12 protein-coding genes are annotated in these 13612 nt (G+C 71.6%); 7 read left to right on the forward strand and 5 right to left on the reverse strand.

Features of this window, described 5'->3' with window-relative positions; all coding sequences use genetic code 11:
* The first annotated feature begins 69 nt into the window (after positions 1 to 69).
* On the forward strand, positions 70 to 777 hold the full coding sequence (locus NAMU_RS23130; protein WP_015749761.1) for a response regulator transcription factor: 708 nt from the start codon (positions 70 to 72) through the stop codon (positions 775 to 777).
* Positions 770 to 2305, forward strand: a complete 1536-nt coding sequence (locus NAMU_RS23135) for a HAMP domain-containing sensor histidine kinase (RefSeq protein ID WP_015749762.1) — start codon at positions 770 to 772, stop codon at positions 2303 to 2305. The genes NAMU_RS23130 and NAMU_RS23135 overlap by 8 nt, the downstream gene beginning before the upstream one ends.
* Here the strand turns inward: NAMU_RS23135 and NAMU_RS23140 are convergent.
* The gene (locus NAMU_RS23140) at positions 2280 to 3371 is read right to left on the reverse strand and encodes a maleylacetate reductase (protein WP_015749763.1); all 1092 of its coding nucleotides are present in this window, start codon (positions 3369 to 3371) and stop codon (positions 2280 to 2282) included. The genes NAMU_RS23135 and NAMU_RS23140 overlap by 26 nt on opposite strands.
* Before the next feature lie 170 nt (positions 3372 to 3541).
* Here NAMU_RS23140 and NAMU_RS23145 point away from each other — a divergent pair, with 170 nt between their 5' ends.
* Entirely contained in the window at positions 3542 to 3976 is a 435-nt protein-coding gene (locus tag NAMU_RS23145; protein ID WP_015749764.1) for a phospholipase A2, read from the forward strand.
* 19 nt (positions 3977 to 3995) lie between these two features.
* Here the strand turns inward: NAMU_RS23145 and NAMU_RS23150 are convergent, their stop codons facing one another.
* Positions 3996 to 5267, reverse strand: a complete 1272-nt coding sequence (locus NAMU_RS23150) for a S1C family serine protease (RefSeq protein ID WP_015749765.1) — start codon at positions 5265 to 5267, stop codon at positions 3996 to 3998.
* 235 nt (positions 5268 to 5502) lie between these two features.
* Here NAMU_RS23150 and NAMU_RS23155 point away from each other — a divergent pair, with 235 nt between their 5' ends.
* The gene (locus NAMU_RS23155) at positions 5503 to 6045 is read left to right on the forward strand and encodes an RBBP9/YdeN family alpha/beta hydrolase (RefSeq protein ID WP_015749766.1); all 543 of its coding nucleotides are present in this window, start codon (positions 5503 to 5505) and stop codon (positions 6043 to 6045) included.
* A 36-nt stretch (positions 6046 to 6081) separates the two neighbouring features.
* Here NAMU_RS23155 and htpG read toward each other — a convergent pair whose 3' ends face one another.
* Both htpG and NAMU_RS23165 read right to left on the reverse strand, forming a co-directional pair.
* Positions 6082 to 8055: a molecular chaperone HtpG gene (gene htpG / locus NAMU_RS23160; RefSeq protein ID WP_015749767.1), complete on the reverse strand. Its 1974-nt coding sequence runs from the start codon at positions 8053 to 8055 to the stop codon at positions 6082 to 6084.
* A gap of 86 nt (positions 8056 to 8141) precedes the next feature.
* Positions 8142 to 9347 (reverse strand): saccharopine dehydrogenase family protein, encoded by a 1206-nt coding sequence (locus NAMU_RS23165; protein WP_015749768.1) that lies wholly within the window; start codon positions 9345 to 9347, stop codon positions 8142 to 8144.
* 133 nt (positions 9348 to 9480) lie between these two features.
* On the opposite strand from NAMU_RS23165, the gene NAMU_RS23170 reads away from it, so the two are divergent.
* The 3 genes from NAMU_RS23170 to NAMU_RS23180 all read left to right on the forward strand — a co-directional run bounded on the left by NAMU_RS23170 (position 9481) and on the right by NAMU_RS23180 (position 12585).
* On the forward strand, positions 9481 to 11007 hold the full coding sequence (locus NAMU_RS23170) for an APC family permease (protein ID WP_015749769.1): 1527 nt from the start codon (positions 9481 to 9483) through the stop codon (positions 11005 to 11007).
* Complete coding sequence (locus NAMU_RS23175; RefSeq protein WP_015749770.1) at positions 11004 to 11432, forward strand: universal stress protein; 429 nt, start codon at positions 11004 to 11006, stop codon at positions 11430 to 11432. Before NAMU_RS23170 ends, NAMU_RS23175 begins: the two co-directional genes overlap by 4 nt.
* Positions 11433 to 11589: 157 nt before the next feature.
* Entirely contained in the window at positions 11590 to 12585 is a 996-nt protein-coding gene (locus NAMU_RS23180; protein ID WP_015749771.1) for a LacI family DNA-binding transcriptional regulator, read from the forward strand.
* A gap of 4 nt (positions 12586 to 12589) precedes the next feature.
* On the opposite strand, the gene NAMU_RS23185 is transcribed toward NAMU_RS23180, so the two are convergent.
* Positions 12590 to 13591, reverse strand: a complete 1002-nt coding sequence (locus NAMU_RS23185; RefSeq protein WP_015749772.1) for an alpha/beta fold hydrolase — start codon at positions 13589 to 13591, stop codon at positions 12590 to 12592.
* Between the last annotated feature and the right edge of the window lie 21 nt (positions 13592 to 13612).

The following is a 13612-nucleotide window of genomic DNA, read 5'->3' on the forward strand; positions in this document are numbered from 1 at the left end:
GAGCTGAATCCGACCCCGCCGGCGACGGTCTTCAGCGAACCCTCAGCCGGGCCCGGCATAGTGGATCCGGTGAATGCTGCCGGTGTCCGCATCCTGGTCGTCGAGGACGACGATCTGCTGCGTGCGGTGATCGCGGAGTCGTTGCGCGACGCCGGCCACCTGGTGGAGGTCAGCGCGGACGGGATGGCCGCGGCGGCCGTCGCGGACAGCTTCCGGCCGGACCTGGCCGTGCTGGACGTGATGCTCCCCCACTGGTCCGGCCTCGAGCTGGCCCGGGCGCTGCGCGGTGGCACCGACGTCCCGGTGATCTTCGTGACCGCGTTGGACGGCGTCGACGACCGGCTGGCCGGGTTCGACGCCGGAGCCGATGACTACCTGGTCAAGCCGTTCGCGGTGGCCGAGCTGTTGGCCCGGGTCAGCGCGGTGCTGCGCCGGTCCGGCCGGCTCTCGGCCCAGTTGATCGAGGTCGGCGACCTCATCGTCGACGACGACGCCGGGGTGGTGCAGCGTGCGGGTCAGGAGATCGACCTGACCGCGACGGAACGACGCCTGCTGCTCTACCTGGCCCGGCACCGCGGCCGGGTGCTCTCGAAAACCCAGATTCTGACGCAGGTCTGGGGATACGACGCCTACGACCCGAACCTGGTCGAGGCCTTCATCTCCGGGCTGCGGCGCAAGCTCGACCAGCACGGGCCTCGGCTGATCCACACCGTCCGAGGCGTGGGCTACCGGCTCGCCGCGCCCGTGCCCGCCGCCGCGGCCGACCGCGATGACTGAGTCCGCGACGACCGACCGGCTCACCGGGTCGAGCCAGCCGCCGCCGCGGAACGAGACGCCGGAGCAGGACCGCCCGGTCCGGACCGGGTCACTGCGGGCTCGGGTCGTGGTGTCCGTCCTCGTCCTGCTGGCGATCATCCTCGTGCTGCTCGGCGTCGTGGTCACGACCATGCTCGGCACCTCGCTGCGGGACGATCTGCGCCAACGCCTGCAGGACCGGGCCGGCTACGCGGTCGTCCTGCAGCAGCAGGGGGTGACCGGCCAGACGCTGGCCGATCAGATGTCCGGCGGCGGCATCTTCAGCACCTTCACCGCCGGTGGGCAGGAGTACGTCGGACGGCCCGACGCCGCGCCCCAGGAGCAGACCCCACCGACCGCGCCCACCCCGGGCAACCCGCCGGGAGGTGCGCCGCCCCTGCCGCAACCGGCGGTCGAACCCGAGGTCGCCTTCACCGAGTCGGCGGGGCAGCTGACCGCGCAGGTGACGCTGCCCGGCGGGACCCTGCAACTGCAGGCCAGCGAGAACGACATCGAGCGGACGCTGTCCACGCTGCGCACCATCGAGATCGTCGCCGGGGTGACGGCGCTGGTGATCACCGGCCTGGTGCTGATCCGGCTGGTCGCCGTCGCGCTTCGCCCGCTGGACCGGATGGCCTCCCTGGCCCGCCGGATCGGCGCCGGCACGCGCGGTCGCCGGCTCCGTCCGACCAAACCCACCACTGACCTGGGCCGCACGGCCGTCGCGTTCGACGAGATGCTCGATGCCCTGGAGACCGCCGAGGCGACCGCGCAGCAGGCCCAGGAGCGCATGCGCCGGTTCCTGGCCGACGCGTCCCATGACCTGCGCACACCGCTGGCCGGCATCATCGCCGGCTCGGATGCGTTGCTCCGAGCCGACTTCGACGAACTCGATCGGGCCGAGCGGGAGCAGCGGTTGGTCGCGATCGTGCGGCAGTCCCGGCAGGCCGCCCGGCTGGTCGACGACCTGCTGTTGATGGCGCGGATAGACAATCACGCGGCCAACCACCCAGCCAACCCCGCAGCCAACCCCGAGACCCGTTCGGAATCAGTCGATCTGGTCGAGGTGGTACGGCAGCAGGTGGACGCCGTCGCGCTGCGCCGGCCCGATCTGCGGATCGGCCTGCGCCCGGTCGCCGAGAACGTCAGCGTGCGGATCGACCCGGACGAGGTGGGACGGGCGTTGGCCAACCTGCTGGAGAACGCGGCCCAGGCCAGTCCCTCGGGCGGGCAGGTCACCGCGACCGTCGCCGTCGCACCCGGTCCGTCCGGGGCGCATGCCTACGTCACCGTCCAGGACGACGGGCCCGGAGTGCCGGACGATCAGCGCGATCGGATCTTCGAGCGGTTCGTCCGGCTGTCCACCGATCGGGGCGGCGGGGGTTCCGGGCTCGGTCTGCCGATCGCCCGCGCCATCGCCCGACGAGCTGGCGGCGACGTGGTCTGCCGGCCCCCCGCGGCGGGGGTCGGCGCACGGTTCGAGCTCAGCCTGCCGCTGGCCGGTCAATGACCGGCGCCTGGTCCGTGGGGTCCGCCCCGGCCCAGGCGGCCAGCAGGAGCCCGGTCAGGTTCTGCTCCGTCACGCGCGTGGGGTTGGATGGTGGCGCGATCGCCACCACATCGGTGACGGCGACCGGGATGTCAGCTTCGCGCAGGCCCAGATCGCGCAGGCTGCGCGGAGCGTGGAGCGTCCGGCGCAGCTCCTGCAGACCGGCCAGGGCCGTCGGGCTGCCGAAGGCGGTGGCCAGTCGCTCCGCCGCGTCCGGGGCGTTCGGCGCGTTGAACGCCAGAACGTACGGCAGCACGGTGGCGTGGGTCTGGGCGTGCGGCAGGTCGAACCGCCCGCCCAGCACATGGCAGATCTTGTGGTGCAGGCCCGAGCCGGCCGAGGCGAACGCGGTCGCCGCGAGATAGGCACCGTAGAGGGCTATTTCGAGTCCGGCTAACCCCTGCGGCGCCGTCGCGACCAGTGGTAGCCCCTGGTGCAGGGCTCGGGCGCCCTCGGCGGCGAACACGGCGTTGATCGGGTCGGCCGACGGCGCCCACAACGAGTCGACGCAATGCGCGAGCGCGTTGAGCCCGCTGGCGACCGACAGGTCCACCGGCAGCCCGCGCAGCAGGGTGGCGTCGTAGACGATCGCCCGGGGCAACACGACCGGATCGATGCCCGTGGTCTTGCGCCCGGCCTCGGTCAGTCCCCAGACGGCCGTCGCCTCGCTGCCCGCGTAGGTCGTGGGCACCGCAACGATCGGCACGCCCGTGGTCAGGGCCACCGCCTTGGCCAGCCCGGTGGTCGACCCGCCACCGACCGCCACGATCGCATCCACCCGGTGCGCGGCCGCGGCCGCCCGCGTCCGTTGCGCCACCTCGACCGGCACGTGCATGACCACCTCGTCGTGCCGCAGCACCGGCGACAGTTCGCTGGTGACCTTCTCGGCCAGCGCGGCGGCCGCGGGCCCGGCTATGACCATGACCCGCCGGGCGTTCAGCCTGTCGACTTCGGCCCGCACGGCGTCGGGGGCACCCCCGGTCGCGAACCGGACGCACTGCGGCAACGACTCATGAACGAAGTGCACGGGGTCAGTCTCGGCGCCGCATCCACTTTCCTCAAACGAGCAGCAACGCCCGACGCACACCGGGACCGGAACCGCAGGTCCCCCCGATAAGGGACAGTTCCGGGCCACCGGACCGGCCGGTGCGCGCGCTACGTTTCGGCGGTCATCGTTGTCGACCTGGGGGGCCGCACATGAGCACACCGACCATCACCGATGCCGACACCCGACCTCAGCGGCGCCGCGTCGCCGCCTTGGTCGTTGCGCTGCTGACGATCTCGCTGTCGGTCGTGCTGGCCCCGTCGGCCGCGGCGGTGCCGGCCGGGTACCGGCCCAACGGGTGCACGTTCTCACCCGACCGCGGCGTGGTGCCCGTCTATTACGACTTCAAAGAGGCGTGCAACGCGCACGACTACTGCTACGACGACCTGTGGTACGGCGGTGGCGAGAACGGTCGCGCTGCCTGCGACACCTACTTCGTCAACCGGATGAGCGGGTGGTGCAACAACTATTACCGCGCCTGGTATCTGAGTGTCCAACGCGCCCAATGCGGTGGCGTCGCCCAGGCGTACTACCGGGCCGTCCGGCTATTCGGCGGACCTTATTTCAACAATCCCAACCTGAACTAGCGGACCCGCTCGACGCGGCTCAGGCGGCCGGACCCTGGGCCAGGGTGACGGTGGCCGAGTGCTTCGCCCCGGACGAATCCACCCAGGTCACGCTCACCCGGTCGCCCGGGTTGTGCGCCGCCAGCGCGGTGCTCAGCCCGTCGGCACTGCTGACGGCCCTGTCGTCGATGCCAGTCACCGTGTCCCCGGCGGTCAATCCGGCCTGCTCGGCCGGCGAGCCCGACACGACGCCGCCGATCAGCGCGCCGGCGGTGCCGGTGCTGCTCGATCCGGACCGGCTCCGGCCGGTGCCCGTGCCGGCGGTGGCCGCGGACTGCACCTGCACGCCGAGGAAGGCCGGGTAGCCGATCCGGACCCCGTCGGACTCGTCGCCGGTGATGATCTGCTTGGCGATGCCGAGGGCGGTGTCGATCGGGATGGCGTAACCGTTCTCGCTCTGCCCGGCGACCACCTCGGCGGCGGTGTCGATGCCGACGACCTCGTCGTTGGCGTCGAACAGCGGCCCACCGGAGTCGCCGGACTGGATGTCGGCGGTGGTCTCGATCAGCCCGGTCAGCGTCTCACCGGCGGCCGAGCCCTCGGCCTGGGTGGTGATGGTCTGGTTCAACGCGGAGACCACCCCGGCGGCCGCGGACGGGGTTCCCCCGTCGCCGCCGGCGTTGCCGACGCCGACCACCGACTCGCCGACCTGCAGGTCGGCGGAGGTGCCGAAGTTGGCGGTGGTCAGGCCGGAGGCGTCACCGAGCTGCAGCACCGCGATGTCGTCCTGCACGTCGGTGCCCACGACCGAGGCCTGGTAGGTCTGGCCGGTGGTCACGATGGTGACGGTGATCGACGTCGAGCCCTCGATCACGTGGTTGTTGGTCAGGATCTGCCCGTTCGAGGTCAGCACCAGCCCGGTGCCGGCCGCCGCGGCGTCCTGGTAGCCCAGCACGGTGTCGATGTAGACCAGCCCGACCTGCTGGTTCGCCGTCGGCGCTTGACCCGAACTGCCGGACGAGTTGCCCGACGAACCGCCGGAGTAGCCGTTGCCGGTGGAGCCCCCCGATCCGCCGAACGGATCCACCCCGTAGCCGCCGTACCCGCCGTACCCGCCGGAGCCGGAGGAGGACCCGCCGCCGTACGGGTTGGGCAGCGAGGCGGTCGCGGCGAGACCCTGGACCGCCGTCGGGGTGCCGGCCACCGCCGTGGTGCCGCCGAATGCGGCGGCCAGGCCCAGCGCGGCGGCCACCCCCAACGCTCCCGCCGCCATCAAAGGCTTCCGGCCACGGTGCTGCACGGCTTGTTCCACGACGTCCTCCTGGGTTCACGCTGATCGAAGACCAGGACACCCTCGGTCGCTGCGGAACGGTTGTGCGGGTCATCGGGATCCGATCGCGGCCAGCCATGAATCGCCTGTGACCGGTCCGGGCCACCGGGGAGCGGGACTCCTTCGGCCTCCCTCCGCCGGCGAGTGGGCCCGTGGTCTCTACTGTCGGCCCGGACGGGAACGGGGGCGTCCCCGGCGAGTGGTGAAGGAGAAGTCCGTGTTCACGGTGATGGTGCCCGGCATCGACGGGTCCGACGAGGTCCACTGGCAGTCGCGATGGCAGCGTGAGCTCGGGCCGGCCGCCGGACGGATCGAGCCGTCGTCGTGGAGCCGGCCGGAGCTGGCCGACTGGCTGACCGCGATCGACCGCAGCCTGCCCGACGGTGAGCCGGCGGTGCTCGTCGCCCACAGCCTTGGCTGCCTGGCCGTCGCCGGCTGGTTGGCCGGGCGCTCGCCGGGAACCGTCCGGGGCGTGGTTCTGGTCGCGCCGCCGGACTCGCGCGGCCCGCGGTTCCCGGCCGCCGCCGCGCCCACCTTCGTCGGGCTCGACACCGGCCCGCTGCCGGTGCCCGGGCTGGTCATCGCCAGCGACGACGACCCCTACGCCTCCCGGTCGGCCGCCGATCGGCTGGCCGCCGGGTGGGGGGTCCCGGTGGTCGGGGTCGGCGCCGCCGGTCACCTGAACTCGGCCAGCGGGCTGGGCGACTGGCCGCTCGGCCGGGCGCTGGTCACCGCGTTCCGCGCCGGCCTCGGCGGCTGAGCAAACCCGGACCCGGCACCGCCGGCCCGGGCTCGGCTAGCCCAGCGAGGCCTGCAGGCGCTGCGCCACCTGGCCGACGAAGGCGGCCGGGTCGGCCAGCTCGCCGCCCTCCGCGATCAGCGCGAGACCGTAGAGCACATGCGCGGTCTCGGCCAGGGCAGGATCGTCCGGGCGCTGCCGGTGGGCATCTCGCAGGCCGGTGACCAGGGGGTGCTGTGCGTTGAGCTCCAGGGTGCGCTTGACCGTCGGCGGTTCCTGGCCCATCGCCCGGTACATCTTCTCCAGGGTCGGCGTCAGGTCGCCGGGATCGCCCACCAGCACCGCCGCGGACGTGGTCAGCCGGTGCGACAGGCGCACCTGCTTGACGTCGTCGATCAGCGTCGCGGTCAGCCAGCCCAGCAGGTCACCGAAGTCCTTGGCCGTGTCGTCGTCGACATCCTCGCCGCCCAGGTCGATCTCGCCCTTGGCGATGGACGCGAACGACTTGCTGTCGAAGTCGCTGACCGCGTCCACCCAGATCTCGTCGATCGGATCGGTCAGCAGCAGCACCTCGTAGCCCTTGGCCCGAAACGCCTCCATGTGCGGGGACTTCTCCAGCGCCGAGCGGGATTCGCCGGTGATGTAGTAGATGTCGCTCTGGCCCTCGGGCATCCGGGAGACGTAGTCGGCCAGCGTGCTCGGCTGCTCGGCGTCGTGGGTGGAGGCGAAGGTCAGGATCTCCAGGATCGCCTGCCGGTTGTCCGGGTCGGCCAGCAGACCCTCCTTGACCGCCCGGCCGAACTCGGCGTTGAACGTCGCGAACTTGGCCGGCTCGTCCTCGCGCAGGGTCTTGACGGTGGACAGGACCTTCTTGACCAGCCGGTTGCGGATCAGCCGGATCTGCCGGTCCTGCTGCAGGATCTCCCGGGAGATGTTCAGGGACAGATCGTTGGCGTCGACGACACCCTTGACGAAGCGAAGGTACTCGGGGACCAGGGCCTCGCAGTCGTCCATGATGAAGACGCGCTTGACGTAGAGCTGCACGCCCCGCTTGGCGTCCCGCCAGTACAGGTCCATCGGCGCATGGCCGGGGATGAACAGCAGGGCCTGGTATTCGAAGGTGCCCTCGGCCGAGAGCCGGATGGTCTGCAGCGGCTCCTGCCAGTCGTGGCTGACGTGCCGGTAGAACTCGGTGTACTCCTCCTCGGTCACCTCGCTCTGCGACCGGGCCCACAGCGCCTTGCGGGAGTTGACCACCTCCGGCTCCGGCACCGCCTCGACCACCTCGGTCTCGGTGTCGGCGTCGGTCTCCGCGTCGGCACCCTCCGCGGCCTCGGCGGCCGGCGGGGCCGGCGGGGCCGGCGGCGTGATCGGCGCCATCCGGATCGGCCAGGTGATGAAGTCGGAATAGCGCTTGATGATCGTGCGCACGGCCAGCGGGTTGGCGTAGTCGTGCAGCTCGTCCTCGGTGTCCTCGGGCTTGAGGTGCAGGGTGACCGAGGTGCCCTGCGGCGCGTCCGGCTCGTCGGAAACGGTGTAGCTGCCCTCGCCGGTGGACTCCCAGCGCACTCCCTGATGCGCGCCGGCCTTGCGGGTGATCAGGGTGACCTTGTCGGCAACCATGAAGCTGGAGTAGAAGCCGACGCCGAATTGGCCGATCAGCTCGGCCGACGCCTGCTCGGACTGCCCGGACTCCCGGGCCTCACGCAGCTTGGCCAGCACCTGGCTGGTGCCGGACTTGGCGATGGTGCCGATCAGGTCGACGACCTCCTCCCGGCTCATCCCGATGCCGTTGTCGGCGACGGTCAGCGTGCTCGCGGCCGGGTCGGTGGTCACGGTGATGTGCAGGTCGTCGGTGTCGACGTCCAGGTCCTTGTCCCGGAAGGCGGCCAGCCGCAGCTTGTCCAGGGCGTCGGAGGAGTTGGAGATCAGCTCCCGCAGGAACACGTCCTTGGACGAGTAGATCGCATGGATCATCAGCTGCAGCAGTTGGCGGGCTTCCGCCTGGAACTCGATGGTCTCGGTGGTCATCGCCGAAGCATCCCCTCTGGTGGTGATTCGCGACGACCACCCTATTTGTTGGCCCGCGGCGCCCGTCGACCGACCGGGCCCCCGGCTCACTGCTCCCGCATCCCCCAGGGCGAGCCGTACTCGGTGACCAGGTCCAGGAACGGCCGGGCCGGCAACGCCTCCGGCCCGAGCACCCCGGCCCCCGACCAGGCACCGGCCGCCATCAACTCCAGCGCGACCACCGGATTGAGCGCGGTCTGCCAGACCACCGCCTGCGCCCCGTACTCGCGCATCGACCACTCGTTGTCGACGACGTGGTACAGGTACACCTCGCGGGGGGCGCCGTCCTTCCCGGTGCCCTTGACCCACAGCCCGGCGCACGTCTTGCCGGTCATCCGGTCCCCCAGGGTGGCCGGGTTGGGCAGCACGGCGGCCACCACATCCCGGGGCGAGACCGAGACCGGGCCGACCCGGACCGGCTCGGTCCGGTCCAGACCGAGCTTGTGCAGCACCCGCAGGACCCCGATGAACTCCTCGCCCAGTCCGTACTTGAAGGTGACCCGCCCCGCGTCGATCCAGCGGGGCATCAGCAGCACCTCTTCGTGCTCGACGTTCACGCACTCGACCGGGCCGATGCCGTCGGGAAAGTCGAACACCTCCGGTTCGCTGAACGGTGGTGTGGTGAACCAGCCCCGCCCCTTCTCGAAGATCACCGGCGGGTTCAGGCACTCCTCGATGGTCGTCCAGATGGAGAAGCTGGGCGCGAAGTCGTGCCCGGCCACGGTCAGGTTGGCCCCGTCGCGCACGCCGAGCTCGTCGATGCCGGCGAACAGCTCGTCCGCGGCGTACCGGGCGAACACGTCGGCCATCCCCGGCTCGATGCCGATACCGACCAGGGCCAGCCGCCCCGAGCGCTCCCAGTCGGCGGCCAGCGCGAACTGCTCGTCGCCCAGCTTGACCCCGGTCTGCGCGTACGGGTCGGTGGGGTGCGGCCGGGACAACGACATGGCCATGTCCAGGTAGTCGATGCCGGCGGCCAGGGCGGCCCGGAACAACGGCATGACGAATCGCGGATCGGTGGCGTTGACCAGCACGTCGCAGCGCCGCTCGGCGATCAGGGCGGCGACCTGCTCGGAATCGGAGGCGTCCACCTGGGCGGGAACGAAGCGCGGATCGCCGGTGGCGGCGGCTGCGGCCGCGGCCCGCTCGGCGTCGTAGTCGGCCACCACCATCACCGCGAAGAACGCTCGACGGGCCGCGATCAACGCGATGGCCCCACCCACGCCACCCGCTCCGACCAGCAAAACCCGCATGACGGCTCCTCCCCGACGAGAAAATCTCACGGACAGCGACCCCGGACCGCGCAAATGGGTCGGTTCGGTGTCATTATCAGGCCCTACGCGGGGAATCGCGCCCGGAAGGGCCTGAGCCCAGGAGGCACCCAGGATGGCGTCCCACACCGACCCGAGCGAGGAATCACCGGCCACCCTGAAAGCCGGCGCCATCGGCTTCGTCAGTTCGATGTCCATCGGCCTGGCCGCCACCTCACCGGCCTACTCGCTGGCCGCGATCATCGGGCCGGTCGTCGCCCTGGTCGGGGTGTACGCGCCGGGCGTCATGCTCGCCTCGTTCGTCCCGATGCTGCTGATCGCCTCGGCCTTCTACTACCTCAACCGGGTCGACTCCGACTGCGGCACGACCTTCTCCTGGGTGACCCGGGCGATGGGTCCGTGGCTGGGCTGGTTGGGCGGCTGGGCCATCGGCATGACCGGGGTGCTGGTCGTCGGGTCGCTGGCCAACGTCGGCGTCACCTACCTGCTGCTCGCCTTCGGCCTGGACGACCTGGTGGAGAACCAGTGGCTGGTGCAGATCCTGACCATCGCGCTGATCCTGCTGATGACCGCGATCTGCGTGATCGGCACCGAGCTGTCCGCCCGCCTGCAGGACGTGCTGATCATCGCCCAGGTGCTGGCGCTGCTGGTCTTCGCCGTCGTCGCCCTGGTCGCCGCGCTCAACGGGACCAGCGAGTTCGACTCGATCACCCCTGAGTTCTCCTGGCTGAACCCGTTCGGCGCCGGCGGGGCCGCGCTGACCAGCGGGCTGCTGCTCGGCGTGTTCGCGTACTGGGGCTGGGAGTCGGCGGTCAACCTCAACGAGGAGACCGAGGGCGCCTCGTCCACCCCCGGGCGGGCGGCCATCGTGTCCACCCTGGTCCTGCTGGTCACCTACGTGTCGGTGGCCGTGGCCGTCGTCGCCTACGCCGGTGTGGACTACCTGGCCGAGAACGCCAGTGAGGAGGAGGCCATCTTCGGCTCGCTGGCCGACAGCGCGATGGGCGGGTGGTCGTGGGTGCTGCTGCTGGCCGTGGCCACGTCGGCCATCGCCTCGACCCAGACCACGATCATCCCGGCGTCGCGCACCGGCCTGTCGATGGCCCGCCGGCACGCCATGCCGCGGTCGTTGGCCCACATCCACCCGCGCTTTCGCACCCCGGACGTCTCGACCTGGACCGTCGCGGTCATCGCCATCGTCTGGTACGTGGTGGTCAACCTGCTGTCGGAGAACGCGCTGTTCGACTCGCTGACCGCGTTGTCGCTGCTCATCGCCTTCTACTACGCCCTGACCGGCCTGGCCTGCGCGATCTACTACCGGCGCGAGCTGACCAAGAGCGCGAAGAACTTCCTGCTCATCGGGGTCGGCCCGGTGGTCGGCGCGGTCCTGCTGTTCTGGCTGCTGGTCGAGTCGATCATCGACATGTCCAACCCGGAGAACTCCTACTCCGGGGTGGCCTGGCTCGGGGTGGGGCCGCCGCTGGTGATCGGGGTGTTCATCTTCCTGGCCGGGGTGGCCTTCATGATCTTCTGGCGGCTGCACGACGGGCGTTTCTGGCAGGAACGGCCGGGGGTGGCCGACCCGGTCCTGGCCGCCGGCGGCACCCATCCCACCGGTGACGAGCAGGAGACGGGCCGATGAGCATCGTGCTGGGTTACGACGAATCCCCCGGGGCGCAGCGGGCCCTGGCCCAGGCCGTGGACATCGCCCGGTTGCTCGGCGAGACCCTGGTCGTGGTCTACGCCGACGAGCCCCCGAGCCGGATGGGCGAGGAGTTCACCGCGCACACCGAGGCGCTGGCCGAGCGGGGCCGGCATGCGCTGTCCGACGCCACCGCCATCGCTCAGGCGGCCGGTGTCTCGGTCAAGGTGGAGCTGGTCTCCGAACGGCCCGCCCAAGCCCTGCTGGACGTCGCCGACCGGTGCGACGCCCGGCTGATCGTGGTCGGCACCTACGGCGAAAGCCCGTTGCGCAGCGCGATCCTCGGCTCGACCCCGCACAAGTTGCTGCACTGGTCGAGCCGCCCCGTGCTGTGCGTCCCGCCACCCGCGCAGGAGCCCGGCTGAGCGGACCGGCTGCGCCGAACGCCCGTCTGGGTGCCCGGTCTGTCCCTACCACCTAGGCTAGGGAGCATTGACCGATGTCGAGACGGGGGTCTCGCGTGCTGAAGGGTAAGCGAATCAGGTGACGCAGCCGCCGAATGCGGCGGGCACTCCGGCCCGAGTGACGCTCCGCGACGTGGCCGAACGGGCCGGCGTCTCCCGGACCACCGCGTCATTCGTGCTCAGCGGCCGGCGGGACATGCGCATCTCGGCCGACGCCGAACGCCGGGTCCGGCAGGCGGCCCGCGAGCTGAACTACCGGCCGAGCCTGCTGGCCCGCAGCCTGCGCACCAACCTGTCGCAAACCATCGGCCTGCTGTCGGACCAGATCGCCAGCGAGATGTTCGCCGGCGAGGTCGTCCGCGCCGCCCTGGCCACCGCGGTCCGCCACGAGCACCTGCTGTTCGTCGGGGAGACCGGCGGCGATCCGGAGGTCGAGCGCAACATCATCCAGGGCATGATCGACCGCGGCGTCGGGGGCTTCGTCTACGCGTCGATGTACACCCAGGTGGTCCGGGTCCCGACCATCCTGCGCAAGCTGCCGGTGGTGCTGCTGAACTGCTCCACCCGCGGCAAGCGGTTGACCAACGTGGTGCCGGACGAGGTCGAGGCCGGCCGCCTGGTCGCCGGCGAACTGCTGGCTCACGGGCACCGCGACCGGATCGTGCTGGTCGGCGAGCGCACGACCCAGGCGGTGGCCGGGCACGACCGGCTGACCGGGATCCGCGAGGCGTTGGCGGCGGCCGGCGCCGAGCTGGCCGGCCTGGTCGACTGCCTCTGGTGGCCCGACCACGCCTACCGGGCGGTGACCGAGTACCTGGCCCGGGGCCACCGGCCCTCGGCGTTCATCTGCCTCAACGACCGCATCGCCTTCGGCGCCTACCAGGCGATCAGCGACTTCGGGTGGTCCGTGCCGCAGGACGTCTCGGTGATCTCGTTCGACGACTCCGACCTGGCCAGCTGGCTGCGGCCGGCCCTGACCAGCGCGGCCATCCCCTATTTCGAGATGGGGCGGCGCTCGGTGGAGCTGCTGATGGCCCCGCCGGCCGACCCCGAGGTGCACCGGGTCCCGATGGAACTGACCCGACGGGTCTCGGTGGCCCCGCCGGCCGGGTGACCGGTCAGCCGGCGGTACGGGCCGGTTCGGGCGCCCCGGCCAGGTCCTCGGGGCGCAGGTCCTTCGGGATGCGCAGCCCGACCCGGGCGGCTTCGCCGGCCCGGCCCCGGCGCAGCGCGGTCCGCCACTTCTTGGCGTCGTAAACCGACGGCGCGGTCGCGGCGATGAAGTCGTCCAGGATCTGGACGAACTGATCCGGCTTCTCCTCATGCGGAAAGTGCCCGGCCCCCGGGATGACCTCGATCCGGGCCGCCGGGATGACCGCGCGGGCGCGCTGCGCATGCACCACCGGCAGCACCGTGTCCCGGGAACCCCAGACCAGGCAGGTCGGCATCTCCCGGGCCAGGTAGGCCCGGTCGGTCATGCTGACGACCTGCCCCTTCCAGTCCACGACGGCCCGCAGCACGTGGAGGAACGCGTCCCGCTCGGCCGGGTCGGCCTTGCCCTTCAGCACGCCCAGCGCGCCAGGGATGTCGGCGGTGCCGGGCAACCCGATGGCGTGGGCGCGACCGCCGACCAGCCGCAGGGCGGCGTAGACCGGCGGGGTGGCGGCCACCGCGAGGGCGGTCGAGCCGCCGGGCAGGGTCAGCCCGCGCAGGATCGGGTTCACCTCCGGGCCGAGCCCGCCCGGGGCGACCATCACCAACCGCTCGGCGTACTGCGGGAACTGGTAGGCGAACTGCATGGCCACCCCGCCACCGAAGCTGTGCCCGACCACCGTGACCCGGTCGATGCCCAGAATGGCCAGCAGGTCACGCATGCCGTTGGCGAAGCCGCCCAGGCTGTAGTCGGCCCGCGGCTTGGCCGAGTCCCCGTGCCCCAGCAGGTCCGGCGCGATCACCGTGTACCGGCGGGACAGGTGCTCGATCACCGGGTCCCAGGTGTGGTGATCGCAGCCGACGCCGTGCAGCAACAGCAGCGCCGGGCCCCGGCCGGCCAGCACATAGGCGCGGCGGTGCCCGTGCACGGTGCGGGTCTGTACCCGCAACGACTTGCGACCGGCCACGGCAGCCCTCCCGGAGGTGGG

The organism is Nakamurella multipartita DSM 44233, from assembly GCF_000024365.1.
Taxonomy (GTDB): domain Bacteria; phylum Actinomycetota; class Actinomycetes; order Mycobacteriales; family Nakamurellaceae; genus Nakamurella; species Nakamurella multipartita.

Bases quoted from the DNA above. Each gene is read 5' to 3' on its own strand.
- NAMU_RS23135 (WP_015749762.1), top strand. From the start codon at position 770: ATGACTGAGTCCGCGACGACCGACCGGCTCACCGGGTCGAGCCAGCCG.
- NAMU_RS23145 (WP_015749764.1), top strand. From the start codon at position 3,542: ATGAGCACACCGACCATCACCGATGCCGACACCCGACCTCAGCGGCGC.
- htpG (WP_015749767.1), bottom strand. From the start codon at position 8,055: ATGACCACCGAGACCATCGAGTTCCAGGCGGAAGCCCGCCAACTGCTG.
- NAMU_RS23165 (WP_015749768.1), bottom strand. From the start codon at position 9,347: ATGCGGGTTTTGCTGGTCGGAGCGGGTGGCGTGGGTGGGGCCATCGCG.
- NAMU_RS23170 (WP_015749769.1), top strand. From the start codon at position 9,481: ATGGCGTCCCACACCGACCCGAGCGAGGAATCACCGGCCACCCTGAAA.
- NAMU_RS23175 (WP_015749770.1), top strand. From the start codon at position 11,004: ATGAGCATCGTGCTGGGTTACGACGAATCCCCCGGGGCGCAGCGGGCC.